Here is an 18277-nt window from a genome sequence, read left to right as displayed (position 1 = left end):
CATTGTTTTTATGCCCTTGGATCAACCAAGGGCATTCACTTTACACTTAGGTTCAAAAGGGGGAACAAACATGCATGAAAAGATCGATCAGATTTGGCTGGGGTTTTCCACGGGGACCTTGATCGGTTATTTTTTCGGGGGGTGGACTACAATGTTGACGTTGCTGTGGTGGATGGTCGTGATCGACTTTTTCACCGGATGGGCAGCGGCCTGGATTAATGGGGAGCTGAAAAGCCGCCAAGGGTATTACGGTATTTTTCGCAAGGTTACCGTGTTCTTGCTCATTACGGTAGCCCATCTAATCGACGGTATTCTCGGGGATGCACATTACTTCCGGGATGCCGTCGTTTTCTTTTATTTGGCGAACGAGCTGTTGTCCATTATAGAAAATGTGGGCAGAATGGGAGTGCCGATGCCGGATATTTTGCGGAATGCGGTAGCCATTTTTGAGTCCAAATCGAGTGGGAAAAAGATAAAGCCAACCGACCCCTCTGACAAAGAAAATAAAGCCTCATAAAGTGCTGACTGTCGCCATTACAAAAAAAAGGAAGACGATCTTTTCGCCTTTTTTCGGCGTAAAAGTGGAAAAGCCCAGACCGTTTCCATGGTCCAAGCATATACAACAGAGACAGAGTGCTACAACATTATGAATGACAAGGAGGGAGCGCCTTATGCAAAATCGCAGCCCTAATGCTGCCGAAGGCATTGACGTATCCCGATATCAGGGAACGATTGATTGGAAACGTGTGCGAGCCGATGGTAAATCGTTTGCATTTATTAAAGCAAGTCAAGGACAGCGTTACGTTGATCCGACATTTATCACAAATGCAAAAGGGATCAGGGCTGCCGGGCTTCTGCTGGGAGCTTATCATTTTGTAGATGCGACCAGTGTAAACGCAGCCAAAGCGGAAGCCAGACATTTCGCCGAGGTGCTGGATCAGATGGGTGGTGCGAAAGCGCTGGACTTGCCAGCGGTGATGGATTATGAAAATAATCCGGGAAAGCTTAATTCGGCCGCGATTCATGAGGTAGCGCTGGCATTTTTGACGGAATTTGAACGAGTAAGCGGCCGCAAGCCGATGGTATATACGGGCAATGCTTTTGCTGCCCATTTTAAAGCCCTACTGGGTAGTTATAAACTGTGGATTGCACGTTATAGTACACGAGTGCCCAGTGATACCACAGCATGGAAGCGCTGGGACTTCTGGCAATACAGCGACAGTGGACGGGTTGATGGCATTCAAGGGCCTGTTGATCTGAATGTATATGCTGGAACAGAGGCTGAGCTACGCCAAGCATTTGCAGGAGAAGAGGGGGAAGAGCCAATGACAGCAGAGGAAAAAGCGGCATTTAAGGCCTTGCAGCAGCAGGTCACCGCCCTTGAAGATAGTAGAGATGTGCTCAAGCAAACATTAAATGAACAGAGTGCTTACATTAAAAAGGTGGATCAGCGAGTAGCTGAACTGGAGGCGCGTCAGGCTATGCCTGTACCGGCCTGGGCCAAGGAAGCGATGGTTGCTGCCGTTGCAGTTAATCCGGCAAGCCCGATTGTGGATGCGAAGCTGCCAAGCAGTTATGATTTTTATCGCTTACTGGTCGTGCTGAACCGTCTGGGTGCGTTTAAAACAACCAAGTAATCTTCAAAAGAACTCATACACTACAAAATCCACTTTTAATATGAAATGAGTAAAGCAGCTACGCTCGAAGCCTAAATAGACAGGCGGTTAAATGCGGCCGCCTGCCCTTATGGTTAAGTAATGTTCTTCATGACCTCCAAATATGCTGAATCCCGAAAAAGGGTAACTGCAAAATGTAACCTTTATTCGAAAAGCAACTCAATATCCTCCTGACTAATCTGAGCAGTTTCAAAGTCCGAAGGTGTGAAATGAACATTCTGCTGACGAACCGTAAAATCAATGATTTGAATTATAGCTTGGACATACATATTCGGAATGAGGACGATTGTTTTTGAAATGACCCGCCAATTGGAAGAGCAAGAAGAACGCGTTGAGCTTTTGGTAATTCTGACACGCTGTCACTGCAGCATATCTACCAGCCAGATCGAGCTGTAACAGCCCTTGTATGTTTGTTTATTTCAGAACATACCTGGGAATTAGGATATAAAGGATGGGAATTGTATTGTAAAGGGGAAATGTATACCCATAAAGTGCCTGGCGATCATTTTTCCATCGTAAAAGGTGCTCAAGCCGTATCTGTAGGTTTGGTGCTGAATACATTTTTGAGCTAAGAACATGCTCCTGCTTGGAGGTTGAGGACCACAGGCAGGAGCTTTTATTTGATATGAACGTGTGAGTTGATTTGTAACATTAATTAACATGATGTATAAAAACATATGGTAATGTATGAAAAACCCCCTTGTCTGCTTCCAGATTTTATAGTAAAGTATCCAATAATCAACTTTGTATGAAACTAATATTCACTATCTGTGAGTATTTATCACACATTCTCCATGACCTAACACAATCCTCTTCCCTTTTATGACATTACATCTATTCCATTACCCTACTGCACCTCTAACACCACTAGATTATGAATGCTGTCTGTGCCTGTATTCTTCAATAAAAGCCTGTCCAGAACCTTCATACCTTCCCTACTACTACACCTATTTGATGAACTCGGAACTTGGGGCTACAGCTTGAGGACAAGCTTGTCATGTCAATCCAAAGAATTGGTATTTATCGGGTATCAACGAATTAACAATATATAAGGTGTGAAAGGGGTTCGCTGCATGAGCAAAAAGTACGTAAAATACAAAATCTGGACCGTATTGCTGGTACTTGTGCTAGGAACTGTTTTGGTGCTTTCCGGTTGTGGGGGATCAGGTGAAGGAGCAAAACCAGAAGCAGGACAACCTTCAGGTGGAGCGGGAGAAGGCGCGCAGGACACGTTGATTTATGGGCGTGGCGGGGATTCCGTGGCGCTAGATCCTGCCATTGTGACTGAAAGTGAGTCGTTAAAAATCGGAATGCAGGTGTTTGATACACTACTGGAATACAAGGAAAGTACCACGGAGATTCAGCCGGGGCTCGCAGAGAGCTGGGAAGTATCACCGGACGGACTTGTCTATACGTTCAAGCTGCGTCAGGGCGTAAAATTCCATGACGGAAGTGACTTTAACGCAGAAGCGGTTGTGTTTAACTTTGACCGCTGGGTTGATCCGAAAAGTCCATACAAATTTGAGGGTGACTCGTTTGACTATTATGATTCTATGTTTGGGCCCGATGGAAGTAGAGTGATTAAGGAGGTTAAAGCGGTGGATGCGAGTACCGTTCAGTTTACACTGAACAAGCCGCAGGCTCCTTTTTTACAAAATATCGCTATGCCATCCTTTAGTATTGCAAGTCCCAAGGCTATTAAGGAGAAAAAGGCTGATTTTAAGAGTAATCCGGTCGGCACAGGGCCGTTTGTATTTAAGGAATGGAAACGAAACGATACGATCACATTAGAAAAGAATCCAACTTATTGGAAAGAAGGACAGCCAAAGCTGGCTAAGGTCATCGTTCGTTCTATCCCAGACAACACTGCGCGATTTAATGCTCTGCAAAACGGGGAAATTGACCTGATGGAAGACTTGAATCCAGATGATGCGAAGCAGTTGGAAGGTAACAGCGAGTTGGTAAAAATCGAACGTCCCTCCTTTAATGTGGCATACATTGGATTTAATTTGAAGAAAAAGACATTTAATAATCCCAAGGTGCGGCAGGCGCTGAATCACGCAGTGAACAAACAGGCCATTATTGATGCATTGTTTGCGGGGGAGGCCAAGCCTGCGGTCAATCCGATGCCACCTACGTTATGGGGATACGACGAAAGCATTGAGGACTACACTTATGATCTGAATAAGGCTAAATCTTTGCTAGCGGAAGCGGGTTTCCCTAACGGACTTCCAGAGCCGTTAACCTTCTATGCAATGCCTGTATCTCGTCCATACATGCCTGACGGTAAAAAGGTAGCAGAGGCCATTCAAGCTGATTTTGAAAAAATAGGAGTCAAAGTCAACATCCAATCTCCAGAATGGGCTACGTATCTGGATGATCTTAAAGCTGGAGAGAAGGATGATCTGTACATGTTGGGATGGAATGGGGACAATGGCGACCCGGATAATTTTCTTTACACATTGCTGGACAAGGATACGATCCCAGGCAATAACCGCAGTTTTTATGTGAATGAGGAACTTCACAAAATACTGGTGAAGGCGCAGGTTGAGGTTGATCAAGATAAGCGTGCGGAATTGTATAAACAAGCACAAGTCATTATTAAACAGGATGCACCTTGGATTCCCTTGGTTCACAGCACACCGTTGATGGCAGGCAAAGCCAATCTTAAGGGTTTTGTACCTTCTCCGGCAGGTATTGAAGCGTATAGTAATATTTATTTTGAATAGCCTAAACGCAAGCAGGCGGTGAATAGCATATGAATTCATATATTGTAAAAAGGCTGGCCATATTGATTCCCGTATTGCTGGGGATGACGCTTATCGTGTTTTCGATTATTCATGCTATTCCCGGTGATCCGGCAGAAACGATACTCGGGGACAAGGCCACGGAACAGTCCAAACAGGCGCTGCGTGAGCAATTAGGGCTGGATAAGCCGTGGCTACAGCAATATGGGACCTATCTAAGTGAACTGGCACGAGGGGACTTGGGCGATTCCATTCGCACCCGGCAGCCGATTGCCCGGGAAATGGTCCCTTATCTGGCGGCTACGCTGGAGTTGACGGTAGCAAGCATGTTTTTTGCCGTTGTCGTGGGAATGAATGCAGGCATCGTGAGTGCCTGGAAGCGTAACTCCTGGTTTGACTATGTCAGCATGGTCATTGCCCTGGTCGGAGTATCGATGCCGATTTTTTGGCTGGGCTTGATGGAGCAGTGGATCTTTGCTAATAAGCTGCATTGGCTCCCTTCCATTGGACGTATGAATTCTCGTGATCCGGTAGAAGCTGTGACACATTTAGCCGTGATTGATGCGGTCATAGGTGGACGTATGGATCAGGTATGGACCGTCATTAAGCATCTGATCCTGCCCAGTATCGCACTAGGAACAATTCCAATGGCGGTCATAGCGCGTATTACCCGTTCCAGCATGCTGGAGGTTATGGATGCGGACTATATCCGCACGGCTCGGGCGAAGGGGCTGGCATCTTTTCAAGTCGTGTACAAACATGCGCTTAAAAATGCTGCGATCCCTGTGCTTACTGTCATCGGTCTTCAGACTGGGTCGTTACTGGGAGGCGCCGTACTGACAGAGACCATATTTGCCTGGCCTGGCATCGGACGGTACATTTTTGAAGCGATCAGCTCGCGTGACTATCCGGTTATCCAAAGCGGAATTTTAATCATTGCGTTCCTGTTCGTCATCATTAATCTGATTGTCGATTTGCTGTACGCTGTTCTCGACCGGCGTATTCGTTATCAGTAATCAAGTCGTCAATTGGTCAAGGGGGAGCATGTCCGATGTCACAATTTTCAATCGAACCCAATAACATACCGACGACACGTAGTACATTGGCGCATTTGCCTGCGGTGTCAGGCCCTTGGAGAGATGCGTGGAGAGCTTTCCGTCACAATAAAATGGCATTCGTCGGTCTGAGCATTATTATCTTCTTTGTCATCATTGCTTTGATCGCGCCCTGGATCGCTCCTTTTGACTATAAAGAGCAAAATTTGGTGAGCCGCTTGCAGTCTCCTTCCGCAGAGCATTGGTTCGGTACCGATGATCTTGGTCGTGATTTGCTGACTCGTACGCTGTATGGCGCCAGAATCTCGTTGTGGGTCGGTTTCTTGTCCGTTATTGGTTCAATGATTGTAGGAACGGCCTTAGGATTAATTGCCGGATTTTATGGAAAATGGGCTGATATGATCATTTCGCGCCTATTCGACATCTTACTGGCATTTCCGGGGATTTTGCTGGCAATTGCTATTGTGGCCATTCTGGGGCCTTCGTTGGAAAATGCGTTATACGCCATTGCCATTGTCAATGTACCAACGTATGGGCGATTGGTTCGCTCCAAGGTGCTGAGTGTTAAAACGGAGGAGTATATTACTTCTGCGCGGGCGCTTGGGGCTAATAATCGGCGCATCATACTCCGTTATATTCTGCCTAATAGCCTGACACCGATCATCGTACAGGGGACGTTGGGGATCGGAACGGCCATTATTGAAGCGGCAGCGCTCGGATTCTTGGGCTTGGGTGCACAACCTCCTGAGCCCGAGTGGGGCAAAATGTTGTCCGATTCGCGGCAATATATCCAAAATGCGCCGTGGACAGTTATTTTCCCAGGCATATCTATCATGCTGACCGTATTGGGCTTTAATTTGATGGGGGATGGCCTGCGGGATGTTTTGGACCCAAGAGCGAAGCGTTAGGGCAAAAGTGGTGAGGTATATAAAGTTGAGTAAAGAGGTGTTCTCTGGCCTGAATCAAATGGCTGGGGGACACCTTTTTACATGAGCATTTTGCATAATTCCGTTTTTGAAAATTAGGCATCAGTATCTTAAGCCTGAGCGAACAGCATTTTAGCTCGGTTTCTCCTTTGAATTCAAAAAATGGACAGACCTGCAGAATTTCTGTTGAATCAAAAATTTAAGCGGTAGCTTTCTTTAATGGACGGGCCATGGCTAACGCAGAAGCAAGCAACACAATGGCATTTAGGTATTGGTGAGTGGTCACCTTTTGAATCCCCCAGATGTGCATGGCATCTGCGGTCAAATAGGTTTTCATCCGAGAATTACAACGTTCCACGCTCGTTCTTTTGTTGTATAGTTCTTTCCAACGTTGCGTATCTCGGTGCGGACTTGAATAGCGGCGTACACCCCTTTTTATATCTACCTTGACGACCATCCCATAGTGGGAGGATGAAGGACTTACCTAAAAGCCCACCATCGCTTACTCAATCCGCCTGCGGAATCGCTGGTAGAGGAGAGCCGTACCCGACTGGAGACGCTACTAACCTTCTCCCCGCTGCTTCGCAGCGTATGGGAATGGAAGGAAGCAATGATCCTATAGTCTAATCTTCAGTCAAACGAACATTATGCCAAAGTTGTTGATAATACGGATGTGTTTTTTGTAATGCTTCATGTGTGCCTTGACCTGACAGGCGTCCTTCTTCAAAGACAAGGATTTGGTCTGCACTTGTAATCGTGGATAATCGATGGGCGATGATGATCGTCATCCGGTTTTTCGTTAACGCTTGAAGGGCAAGCTGCACTTCAAGCTCTGATTCGTTATCTAAGTTCGATGTCGCCTCATCAAGTAATAAGATTCTCGGATTTCGTAAAATCGCACGAGCAATCGCAATACGCTGTTTTTGACCACCTGAAAGCTTAATACCTCCTTCACCAACCTCTGTATCGAGGCGTTTGTCCAGCTGCATGACAAAATCATAGGCATAGGCTGCTTTTAATGCGGCAAGTACCTCTTGTTCGCTTGTTCCATTCGTCCCGTACATGACGTTGTCACGAATCGTTCCATTTAATAACGGTGCATTCTGACTTACATAGCCAAACAGCCCACGCCACTCTGTTAAGTTAAATTGCTCAATGTTTTCGTTACCATACAGTATCGCACCTGATGTCACGTCATAAAATCGTTCAATAAGGGAGAACATCGTCGTTTTCCCACCACCACTTCGGCTGACAAAGGCGGTCGTTTCATTCGGTTCCAACGTAAATGTGATGTCATTTAATACATACTTTTCATTATATTTAAACGATACGTTTTGGAAGTGGATAGGTAGTGGTGTAGCAGATACTGGTTTCCCGTCTTGTACTTCACGCTTCACATTGAGTGCTTCAACAATACGCTCTGTCGCACCAAGTGTTTTTTGTAAATTGGTAAAGAACGTCGCCATTTGTGTAAATGGCATAATAATTTGCACTAAATAAATCATAATGGCAACAAGCTCGCCTGAAGTGATTGCTCCTGTTGCTACCTGTGAGCCGCCATAGCCGAAAATCGCAATCAATACGACCATCATGAGTAGCGTCATCAGTGGCGAAAGAATCGCAACAATCTTCGCTTCCTTTAAACCGTACTTGTACAGCTGCTGAATTTGCTTTTTACCGCCTGCTAGCTCCTGCTGCTCCGTTTGCGACGCTTTCACAAGACGAATATTCGATAAAATACGTCCTAATCGTCCGCCAAAGCCTGCTAGCTCATCCTGATTTTCTACTGAGATGGCATACATTTTTTCGCCTAATGGATACGTCACAAAAATTGTCAGTGGCACAGCAATCAGGAGTAGCAATGTCATTTTCCAGTCAATCCATAGTAAAACAACAACGGCACCGAGGATCGCAAATAGTCCTGACACAAAGGACACGAGCTGCTCGGTCACAAACTCCTTCACGACATTTGTATCCTGCGTAATGCGGCTCATCGTTTCGCCTGATTCATGCGCATCATAATACGATAAACGTAAATGCAGCATATGTTCCCATACTTCTGTCCTTAAATTCGCGACAACCTTTTCACCTAAACGGCGCATCAGATAAAACGCAATGGCACTTAACATCGCTTGCACAATTAAAATCGCAATGACTGGCAAGAGTGATGTTACGGCAAAACCCGCATCTGAAATTTGATTAATGAGCTTCATCGTTAACAGGGGGACAGCAAGCCCAGCTGCAACCTCCACTAAACTAATGAAAAATAAAAATACTAATTGCCCCTTCGCCATTTGACTGCGATTCATCAATGCCCAAAGCTGTGAGACCTTTCCTTGCATTACGCTTCACTGCTTTCTTTTGTCATGACCTTTTCAAAACGAAAAAACTCATAATCTGCATCAGATTCAGGCTCTTCTCCTTCAATACTCGGTCCTGGATTGCCTCGGTGATAAAACTCCACAATTTTAAAGCCACATTTATTCACATAAAAATGGATGTTCCGCTTTTCAAAATACGGTGTATGTAGCTCCCAAACCTTCGTCTTTGGGAACGCTGCTTCTATCGCTTCCCATGCCTTTGTACCAAGACCTTTGCCGTGTGCATTAGCCTTTGTATATAAGAAGTCCACTTCGTTTCGCTGTGTGTCGAGATTAATTTTTAATACGATGCCACCGATTCTTTCGCCATTTAGTACAATTTGACGCACAACTGAATCTTTTGCAGTAAGTGAATGCTCGAAATCCTCATCGGATGGGATTGGTCCCATTTCTGTTGGATCCTCTGCTTCTTGAAAACTATCTTGTAACCCTTTCATAAATGCCTCTTGTAATTCTTCCTTAAATATTGCTAGCTCTTCCTGCGGTACAGGGGCTATCGTAATTTGTTCATTTTGTTTTGTCATCGCTAAAACACCTTTCTCTTAAACTGATTAAAATATTCGTCCGATTGTTAAAAATAGTAGACTCCAAAGTAAAGCACTCACCCCAGCATATAGCATGTACGATTTTAGAGGCATATATAAAAACCGCTGCGTACCCGTAGTTTTCAATTAATTGATCAATAAACCCCAGGGCACTCTTCCTCATCAACCTAAGTGCGTTCAACACCTTAGTAATTGCTTGTCTCATTTATGTTTTAGTGTTATGTTCGCAAGGAATAGTGTAAGGTATGGAGTAACTCCAGAGTAAAGAAAGAAGTGAAAAGAGATGAAAAATACATTCGAAAAAACATATTTGACAGGCGAATTTGCCAAGTTACTTGAAATCAATAAAGATACATTGCTTTATTACGATAAAATCGATTTATTTAAGCCTGCAGGCACCTTTGATAATGGCTATCGCTACTACACATTTGAGCAGTTCGATCAATTTGTAGCGATTCAATCGCTTCGTGCAGTTGAGGTGCCGATTAAAGAACTCAAAACGTATTTTGACGCGCCTAACGTACAAGCGTTACAACAATTAGCAATGGAACAGCAAGAAAAAGTAGCAATGGAAATTCAAAAGTTACAAGATATTCAGTTTTTCCTAGAACGAACGGTTGCCCTGACAAAAGAGATGGAAGAAGTATCATTTGAAGAAGTATTGATGAAGCAATTACCAGCCGAACCTGTTGTGTATAGCGACGAGAAAATAGATTGGTCGTCGTTATCAATGGAGGAACTTTACGAGCAAACTACGCCATTTTTAAAAAAGCTTGGGATTAAAAGCACAGCCGCATATGGTACTGTGTATACAAAAGAAGATTTTTTAAATAAGAAGTTTGAAGGCGTAAGCTACCTATTTTGTCGCCTAGATGACCCGTTAGCAAGAATGAAACCAGCTGGACACTACGCGGTCATTTATCATCAAGGACCTTATGATGAAATCTCACAGACTGAGACTTATAATACGCTACTCGCTTATTTAGAACAGGAGCAGTTGGCGTTAGATGGTGATATTTATGAGGAATATTTACTGCACTCGATTGCAGCAAAAGAGGAAAAAGATTATATTACAAAAATTAGTGTGAAAGTAAAAACGCATGAGGCGAGTTATCAACCTCTTTAAAGCTTGTTATACTTTACGTCTATCTTGCTAGATAGGCGTTTTAAATTTTTCAAAATCTCTCTCAACAACAAGCCTGATAATTAGGTACATAGTTAAAATGATAGCATTAGGGGGCGATTCAACAGGTCTTAGTTAATAAATAATCTTCAACAATCGGGTGCGTTTATGAAGTAACGTTGTAGAAAATAATCAAACTCAAAACCATTAAATATAAAGTCTAGTTTTATTTTATTATACTATTTACCCTATATTAAGTTTTTTTGGACTTGCTTTTTTATTACTCATCGTCTGACCACTGGCTTGGCTTGATAGGCGATAATGCGCTAGTTTGACGCTTACATATAAATGAAACTCATGTGAGCTTTCCTGAGGCGTGAAAAAAATGTATAATCACTCCAATTGAGTACGTAGGGAGTGAGCTTTATGACATGGCAGGACAAGAGAGAGCATCGGCAATTCGCGGAACAGACACGAAGCGACGCTTCACGGGCAGCATATGAACGGGATTACTCCCGATTGATCCATTCACCGACTTTCCGTCGATTGCAGGGGAAATCACAAGTATTTGGCGCAGGCACAGGCGATTATTATCGCACACGGCTGACACATTCTTTGGAGGTAGCGCAAATTGCGCGTGAGGCAGCACGAAGCTTGCTGCGCCGTCATCCAGAGGTAGAGTTGGAACAGGCGGATAACGCAGGACTGATTATTGACCCTGAGGTGGTGGAGTGTGCATCGATAGCACATGACTTTGGACATCCACCGTTCGGACACAAGGGAGAAGAGGTGCTGGACGGGATTTTGGATCAACTGATTGAGACGAAGGTAGAAAAGATATCCGCTGCTGGTGGCTTTACGCCAGAGTCCAAGCGTGGACAGGAGGCCTATGCACGCGAGCGACAAATTTATGAGCATTTTGAAGGAAATGCACACAATTTCCGGCTGATTATGTTTTTGGAGAAGCGTGAGAATGTGGATGGCTTGAATTTGTCGGACGCTGTGCTGCTCGGGATCAACAAATACCCGTACCCAGGAATTCTGAACAAAAAAGGGTTGTATCTGCATGAGTGGGAATATATACGTTCTATTCGCGAGGATTGGGGCATCCCTGACGGAAAAAAAACGCTGGAGGCCCAGCTCATGGATCTCTGCGACGATATTGCTTATTCCGCGCATGATCTGGAGGATGGGATTAAGGCAGGGAAAATTGAGGTACACGAGCATTTCTTATATGATCCATATTTGATTCGTCTGATTACGGAGAAAATCACCACGTTGGAGGATAGCTTCTGGCAAGGCTGGCAGCTGGCTGAGATTGAGCAGAAGGTAGCGGCAGTGCTGAGCGAATTTTTGAAGGTGTGGAATGGCAAGATGCCGATGTGTGAACACGATTATTCTCGCACCCGCCGTGAAGTGAAGGCATACTGGGTTAGCCTGTTTGTCAGCAGCTTAGGTGTAATTGATGATGGAAACTGGAAAAAGGTAACCTTCGTACGGGATTTAAGCGAAGATTTGGATATGCTGCGCACGGTGAGTGTATTGAAAAGCTTTGCTTGGGTCACCATGATCCGCGATCTGCGCGTACAGCGTCTGCAAAAACGCAGTGAATGGATGCTCAGACGGTTATGGTTGGCTTTTCTGGACCCTGAGACATCCAAGTCCATTATTCCAAGCGACTGGCTCCAGCGCTATGAGCGCGACCAGGCCAAGGCGAAACCGATCTGGACATGGGAGCATATGGTCATTGACTATATTGCAGGCATGACCGATGCTTTTGCTGAAAAAATTTATAATGAGTTATATGGCCTGAAGGTAGGTTCTATCTATGACCTGGACTAACGTTTTAATTTAACCCTATATAGTAGAAGAAACTTGTTTAGAACGGATAGAAGGGAGAGAAAAAGGCGCATATGCAACCTCAGTCTTTAGCTACTAACTCGTTGAATCTCGGTGTGCTTGATATGGTACCGCTGCTGTCCGGCAATCGCCCGGAGCAAGCAGTTCAATGGGCGGTAAAGCTGGCGAAACAGGCGGAAGCATGGGGATATACACGCTACTGGACCTCCGAGCATCATGACATGGAGGGGCTGGCTTCTTCCAGTCCAGAAGTGCTGTTGTCTCATATCGGGGCGGTGACGACGACCATCCAACTGGGTGCGGGTGCTATTTTGCTCCCGCATTATAGTCCAGTCAAGGTCGCCGAATGGTTCCATCTGCTGGCAGCTCTCTATCCGGGCAGAGTCGAATTGGGCCTGGGGAGGGCCCCTGGTGGGGGACCTCATGCTTCGATGGCACTAAGCGGCAATTTTCTTCAACATGTGACCGAGCTGCCACAGAAGATGGAAGCTCTATTGGCTTTGTTGGAAGGCTCATATGAATATGAACAGACCCCCGTGTTTGCCCGTCCAATGCCAGAACAGCCGCCAGCGCTGTGGATGCTGGGTACCAATCGAAAAAGTGCCGAATATGCTGCGCAGTATTCAACGGGCTATGTATTCGGCCAATTTATGAGTGAACAACATACGGAAGAAATGCTAAGTATTTACCGCTCCAGCTTTCAGCCATCCACACGGATGGACAAACCACGTACTATGGTTGCTGTAGGAGCAGTATGTGCCTCGACAGATGAGTTGGCGCAGCAATGGGCTGCTCAGATTTCATTAGGCGATCCGGCGATACGGGCCAGTTGGCTGGTGGGAACACCATCGCTTATTGCCGAACGGTTGCGTAGCTTGCAGGTCAAATATGATAATGATGAGTTTCTGTTGGTCACGCCCATTCCCGATTATGAGCAGCGGCTTCATTCCTACCAACTGATAGCGGAGGCTGTGAATTGTAGTCTTGATTCCAAATGAAAAGATGAAAAGAGATCTGACATGAATAAACACAAAATTAATACAGATGAAATGAAACCAAGCTACATATATACCTATGCGTATCATGAAACCGAGCGTGAGTTGTGTCTATTGGAACTAAAATGCTTGTTCGGTCAGCAGACTGTGCATAGTTCCATGCTGTTGTCCCATCTTCGGCTGGAGCCGGGGACCAGTCCGTTTATCCATCTTCGTCTGGATATCGTCACCGATGCGGACACGCTGGAAGAGCTATGCGAAGCGGCTTCCAGGTTACAGCTTGAGGAAGGAAAGACCTTTAAGGTGCTGTGCCTTAAAGAAGGGGACAATGAGGCTGACTATGACGAGCGGCGCGGGATAGAACGCCGGATTGGCGCACGTATTCAGGGGCAGGCGCAAATGAAGACACCGGATGTAATCCTAGGAGTCATACGAGTAGGAGAGCGATGGCTAATGGGCATATGCGAGTATAGCGACAGATCGTGGCAGGAACGTCGTCAGAAGCCGCAAAACTATTCTACTGGCCTACCCGTTCTGGTAGCTAGAGCACTTGTGAATTTGGCAGCAAATGATCAATTTGCATCTAAGGGAAAGTCAGACTCCTTGAAACTGCTGGACCCGTGTTGTGGTATGGGCAATGTGATGATTGAGGCATTGAGTATGGACAAGAATATTCGCGGCTGTGATATCAATCCGTTGGCGGTACGTGGGGCACGAGTAAATTTACGTCATTATGGGTATGAAGAAGATCTGGTGAAACTGGGGGATATGAATATGCTCGCAGGCACATACGATGCGGCTATCTTGGACATGCCCTATAACCTGTGCTCCGTGCTCCCTGCTGAAGAACAAAAAAAGATGCTGCGCAGTCTGAGACGCCTGGCCGCGCGGGCAGTGATCGTGAGCACGGAGCCGATGGCAACATTGCTATCCGAGTCAGGCTGGACCGTTACGGAGCAATGCCGTATATATAAGACAGGTATGAGTCGGGAAATCTGGATCTGTAAGTAGCTTGTTAATACTGGGTTTTGTAGTTAACCAAATTCAGCGGCAGCTCCTGACCAGTAGCATAGGCTTTCAAATTAGTAAGAAAAATATCTACCGCTCGTTCAGCATATCGGTCTGTATCCCCCGCAATATGCGGCGTAATCAGGACGTGCTCTAGGCCCCATAGTGGATGTGACGCAGGTAGCGGTTCTTCCTCGAATACATCCAGTCCGGCAAAGGCAATATGTTTTTGTTCCAGCGAGCGTACCAGCGCATCTGTATGAACAGTCTTGCCGCGACCAACATTAATGAAGAAGGCTCCTTTACGCATCGCTGCAAATGCTTTTTCGTCAAAAAAGTGATGGGTCTCTTCAGTGAATGGTAAAATATTAACTACAATATCCGCAACGCCCAATGCTTCATGTAATTGTTCGTTTGTGTACATGTGTTCTACATGGGGCGCTTCCTTGCCGGAACGGCGAACCCCGATCACCCGCATGCCAAAGGCTTCTGCAATTCGAGCGGTTTCACGGCCAATTTCGCCAACACCTGTAATCAACAGCGTTTTGCCACGTAATTCCGTCAGTTGACCTTCCGGTGGCTGCCATGTTTTCTGACGCTGCAAGAGAGCCGCTTGCTGTAAATAACGAGTATGCGATAGCAGCATTCCAAAGATCTGCTCTGTGATTGGAATCGCATGCACACCACTCGTATTCGTGAGTGCTATGTTGCGCTGTTCCAGTTCGGTAAGCGGGAGCTTGTCAATCCCAGCCGACCAGGTTTGTATCCACTTCAGCTTGCTGTCTGGATGTAATGCCTCCTCGGCAATATGCTTGGACCAGCCTAGAATAACCTCGGCCTCACGGATTTGTTCAGACTCCAATTCCTGGGCTTTGCCAATAATCAACTCGTAGCCCGGAGCCGCTGCACGAACCTGTTTTTTTTGATCTTCCGTCAGTTGATGTAAACTTAAAATGCTTCCCATGATTCATAGCCTCCTCGATGTTTGATTCCTTGGAGTTTCCAATATATTCTGGCGAACCATCCCTTCAAGGATAACAGATTGCCGGAAAATTTGCATAATAAGGGTAGAAACAAGCTCGCGGTGTCATTATATATAACAACAAGTGGCTTTACCCTGATCAGGGACCCACCAAACAGCTACTTTTTGGGATAGGTACAGGATATTTATAAGAAAGGAGAAGAGGTTGATGAAAGATGAATCGCAAAGGCTCTTTACAGCGATCGCTCTCCCGGACGAGCACAAGAAGAAGTTACGTCATTGGGTGGAGCAGCATTTGAATAATTTGTCTTTTCGCAAATGGAGTGACTTCAGAGATTATCACGTGACACTTCAGTTTCTGGGTGATGTGGAGACCTCGGTTATTCCAAAACTTGAGCAGGCTTTAGTTCATGCTGCAGCTGAGCATCGCCCGTTCACGCTTGGCATGGGTGAAGCGGGCTTTTTTGGACGTGAAGACTTTCCGCGTGTACTGTGGAGGGGGGTGACCGGACAGCGAGAGTCGCTGGATCAGTTGCACCAGTCGATACTTCGAGCTACCGAGCCGCTGGGTTTTAAACCCGAGGAACGACCTTATCGACCCCATATCACCGTAGCACGTTCGTATACAGGAGGGGAGCCTGTTTCAGCGTCTGTGTGGCAGTCAAATGACCGAAGCGGCGAGCCTTGGGAAGTGGGGGAATTTGTGTTATATGCAACACGAATGGGGCAAAAACCAATGTACCAAATAATTCAAACATTCCCATTAATGAGGTGAAACCCTTGATCTATCAGCAAATTTAGTGATATAGTGTTTCAGCGTTATTCAAAAAGCGCATTTTGGGTTACATATCTGAGGAATGTGCTTAAAGTTAACGGGAGGAACATTATGGAAATCGTTAAAGAACATCGTTGGTTTGCACCTCTTTTGAGTGTGCTGCTTGTTTGTATATTGGGGATAGGCCTCTACGCTGAGGTTCAGCAAACACAGAATAATCATAAAAATGCACCTATGCAATCTCTGAGCTGGTCAGGGAACACTTCGGTTCCTACATATGGTGACAGGATGGGGACCCATAACGGGTCAAACAGGACAAGCCCCATCTTTGTCGCTGCTCATGGGCAGCCAAGCTGGAAAGAAATCATGCCGACTCCGTTACCCGCTTCCCAGATGAAGCAGGTGGAACAAGCTCGGAATAACGCTGTTACAGGCAAGAAAAAGCCTGAGGTCCAGCATAGCAAGTCCGCAATCCTAACCCCTCCTACAACCATCTACTTTACGAAGACAAAAATGCTCACTCAGGATGACAAGGCGTTGTCTACCTGGAGCTATCCTGTCTCCGCTAAAGAACTGCTCCTGCTGCAAAAAATAGTGATGGCAGAAGCAGAAGGCGAACCGTACGAAGGCAAAGTGGCAGTTGCCAACGTTGTCTTAAACCGGCTGCGGTCAGCCTCATTTCCCGATACGATTCAGGCAGTGATTTATCAAAAAGCGCAATTTAGTCCGGTTGCGAACGGGCGTCTTCGTCGTGTTCAGCCTAACCAGGACTGCATCCGTGCAGTTACGGCCGCTTTGAATGGTCATAAAGCCGTGCCTGATAACACCTGTTTTTTCCTTTCGCTTACGTTGGCCCAGGACCTTACGGTTCATCATTCGCGTACCAAGGTGAAGACAATCGGTCATCATACCTTTTATAAATGAGCACTTTGTATAAATCCCAAAAGCGACAAATAACAGCCCTTTCTAAACAACAGGGTTCAGCTTTGTGAGCGTATTTTGTGTGCGCAGGTGAAGCCAGTATGCAAAAGAGGTATAATTGGTAAAGGAAAGTAACCTAAATAATGAAAGTGATAAAGGAGGCGTAAATGTTATGAAAATCACATATTATGGACATTCAGTTGTGTTGGTGGAGGCAGAGGGGAAACGGATTATTATCGATCCTTTTTTGACGGGGAATCCTAAAGCAACCATACAGGCCGAAGATATTCAGGTGGATGCAGTGCTGTTGACACACGGTCACGCCGATCATTTTGGGGATGCAGTTGAAATTGCCAAGCGCAATGATTGCCCCGTGATCGCGGTGGCGGAACTGGCTGAATATTGTTCATCCTTGGGAACCAAAGCTCACGGTATGAACCTGGGTGGTGGTCACCAATTTGACGGTTTTCATGTGAAGTTTACGCTGGCGTTCCACAGCTCCTCTTTGACAGTGAACGGACAAACCATCTACATGGGAGAGCCAGCGGGGATTTTATTGACCATGGGAGGCAAAACATTTTTCCATGCAGGGGATACTGGCTTGTTTGGCGATATGCGTCTCATTGGAGAAACCAACTCCATCGATGCCGCAGTATTGCCGATCGGAGATGGTTATACAATGGGACCGGAGGATGCCTTGCTGGCAGCGAAATGGCTGCGGGCAAGCCGCGTGATACCGGTGCATTACAATACTTTTCCCGGTATAGAGCAGGACGGAGATGGCTTCTGTGACCGTCTTCATAAAGAAGGTATTGAAGGGAAAGCATTGAAGCCCGGCGAAAGTCTCGAATTTTAATACGGTTTATCGCTTTGTGGGAATATACATGATGGTCCGTATGTACATCAGAATTCCTTTGTCAGCCTTTTCTATTCTTTAAGGGATAGAAAAGGCTGACTTTTTTAATGAATATTTATACATAAAAATGATATATTCTTGCATTGTTACGTTGAAGCTGTAATGTAAAAGATTTATTATCACAATCATAAAAACTTTGAATTGCTAACACAATAGGTCAATGATAAAATGATAGAACTAATTAGATTCATCAGTGGAATCGACGTGTTTTTCAAGTCAAGCCATTGCATAATTATTGAAAAACATACGCATTCGGCGGACCGTACCGCCTTGAATACGTTTTATGTTTTTGTCCCCCATTCCTCGTAGTTGTTCTTTGATTTACCTCTTGTTGCCACTGTCTTCTATTCGGCCGCCTGTATTTCAG

At 45.6% G+C, this 18277-nt stretch carries 15 protein-coding genes and 2 pseudogenes; 13 read left to right on the top strand and 4 right to left on the bottom strand.

Annotated elements, in window-relative coordinates:
• Positions 1 to 70 precede the first annotated feature (70 nt).
• From ACXHJ2_RS17565 to nikC, 5 genes are all read left to right on the top strand, one after another.
• Positions 71 to 517 carry a phage holin family protein gene (locus tag ACXHJ2_RS17565; protein WP_013369788.1) on the top strand — a complete coding sequence of 149 codons (447 nt, stop codon included), beginning with the start codon at positions 71 to 73 and terminating at the stop codon, positions 515 to 517.
• 154 nt (positions 518 to 671) lie between these two features.
• Positions 672 to 1637, top strand: a complete 966-nt coding sequence (locus tag ACXHJ2_RS17560; RefSeq protein ID WP_165080412.1) for a glycoside hydrolase family 25 protein — start codon at positions 672 to 674, stop codon at positions 1635 to 1637.
• 1112 nt (positions 1638 to 2749) lie between these two features.
• On the top strand, positions 2750 to 4405 hold the full coding sequence (locus ACXHJ2_RS17555; protein ID WP_165080414.1) for an ABC transporter substrate-binding protein: 1656 nt from the start codon (positions 2750 to 2752) through the stop codon (positions 4403 to 4405).
• Positions 4406 to 4434: 29 nt separating this feature from the next.
• Entirely contained in the window at positions 4435 to 5439 is a 1005-nt protein-coding gene (locus ACXHJ2_RS17550; RefSeq protein ID WP_017426444.1) for an ABC transporter permease, read from the top strand.
• 35 nt (positions 5440 to 5474) lie between these two features.
• Positions 5475 to 6386 (top strand): nickel transporter permease, encoded by a 912-nt coding sequence (gene nikC / locus ACXHJ2_RS17545; protein ID WP_090736398.1) that lies wholly within the window; start codon positions 5475 to 5477, stop codon positions 6384 to 6386.
• Between the two features lie 217 nt (positions 6387 to 6603).
• On the opposite strand, the pseudogene ACXHJ2_RS17540 reads toward nikC, so the two are convergent.
• A pseudogene (locus ACXHJ2_RS17540) lies at positions 6604 to 6879 on the bottom strand (transposase); the annotation flags it as partial.
• Here ACXHJ2_RS17540 and ACXHJ2_RS17535 point away from each other — a divergent pair.
• Positions 6880 to 7014 (top strand): annotated as a pseudogene (locus tag ACXHJ2_RS17535) (ISL3 family transposase); the annotation flags it as partial.
• Positions 7015 to 7027: 13 nt separating this feature from the next.
• Here ACXHJ2_RS17535 and ACXHJ2_RS17530 read toward each other — a convergent pair.
• Both ACXHJ2_RS17530 and ACXHJ2_RS17525 read right to left on the bottom strand, forming a co-directional pair.
• Complete coding sequence (locus tag ACXHJ2_RS17530; RefSeq protein ID WP_165080416.1) at positions 7028 to 8746, bottom strand: ABC transporter ATP-binding protein; 1719 nt, start codon at positions 8744 to 8746, stop codon at positions 7028 to 7030.
• Complete coding sequence (locus ACXHJ2_RS17525) at positions 8746 to 9309, bottom strand: GNAT family N-acetyltransferase (RefSeq protein WP_165080418.1); 564 nt, start codon at positions 9307 to 9309, stop codon at positions 8746 to 8748. The genes ACXHJ2_RS17530 and ACXHJ2_RS17525 overlap by 1 nt, the downstream gene beginning before the upstream one ends.
• Before the next feature lie 304 nt (positions 9310 to 9613).
• Between ACXHJ2_RS17525 and ACXHJ2_RS17520 the strand changes: the two genes are divergently transcribed.
• The 4 genes from ACXHJ2_RS17520 to ACXHJ2_RS17505 all read left to right on the top strand — a co-directional run bounded on the left by ACXHJ2_RS17520 (position 9614) and on the right by ACXHJ2_RS17505 (position 14319).
• Positions 9614 to 10456, top strand: coding sequence for a MerR family transcriptional regulator (locus tag ACXHJ2_RS17520; protein ID WP_165080420.1), 843 nt, complete (start codon positions 9614 to 9616; stop codon positions 10454 to 10456).
• Positions 10457 to 10879: 423 nt separating this feature from the next.
• Positions 10880 to 12295 carry a deoxyguanosinetriphosphate triphosphohydrolase family protein gene (locus ACXHJ2_RS17515; protein ID WP_165080422.1) on the top strand — a complete coding sequence of 472 codons (1416 nt, stop codon included), beginning with the start codon at positions 10880 to 10882 and terminating at the stop codon, positions 12293 to 12295.
• 71 nt (positions 12296 to 12366) lie between these two features.
• Positions 12367 to 13311, top strand: coding sequence for an MsnO8 family LLM class oxidoreductase (locus ACXHJ2_RS17510; RefSeq protein ID WP_040101919.1), 945 nt, complete (start codon positions 12367 to 12369; stop codon positions 13309 to 13311).
• A gap of 21 nt (positions 13312 to 13332) precedes the next feature.
• The gene (locus ACXHJ2_RS17505; protein ID WP_165080424.1) at positions 13333 to 14319 is read left to right on the top strand and encodes a methyltransferase domain-containing protein; all 987 of its coding nucleotides are present in this window, start codon (positions 13333 to 13335) and stop codon (positions 14317 to 14319) included.
• Between the two features lie 4 nt (positions 14320 to 14323).
• On the opposite strand, the gene ACXHJ2_RS17500 is transcribed toward ACXHJ2_RS17505, so the two are convergent.
• Positions 14324 to 15280 (bottom strand): D-2-hydroxyacid dehydrogenase, encoded by a 957-nt coding sequence (locus tag ACXHJ2_RS17500; protein ID WP_165080426.1) that lies wholly within the window; start codon positions 15278 to 15280, stop codon positions 14324 to 14326.
• Between the two features lie 226 nt (positions 15281 to 15506).
• Between ACXHJ2_RS17500 and thpR the strand changes: the two genes are divergently transcribed.
• The 3 genes from thpR (at position 15507) to ACXHJ2_RS17485 (ending at position 17850) form a co-directional block, all read left to right on the top strand.
• Complete coding sequence (gene thpR, locus ACXHJ2_RS17495) at positions 15507 to 16073, top strand: RNA 2',3'-cyclic phosphodiesterase (RefSeq protein WP_165080428.1); 567 nt, start codon at positions 15507 to 15509, stop codon at positions 16071 to 16073.
• Positions 16074 to 16184: 111 nt separating this feature from the next.
• Entirely contained in the window at positions 16185 to 16997 is an 813-nt protein-coding gene (locus ACXHJ2_RS17490) for a cell wall hydrolase (protein ID WP_016821264.1), read from the top strand.
• A gap of 169 nt (positions 16998 to 17166) precedes the next feature.
• Positions 17167 to 17850: a metal-dependent hydrolase gene (locus tag ACXHJ2_RS17485; RefSeq protein ID WP_040101915.1), complete on the top strand. Its 684-nt coding sequence runs from the start codon at positions 17167 to 17169 to the stop codon at positions 17848 to 17850.
• Positions 17851 to 18277: the final 427 nt, after the last annotated feature.

Source organism: Paenibacillus sp. ALE3, from assembly GCF_054113405.1.
This window is presented reverse-complemented; position numbering and strand designations above follow the sequence as displayed.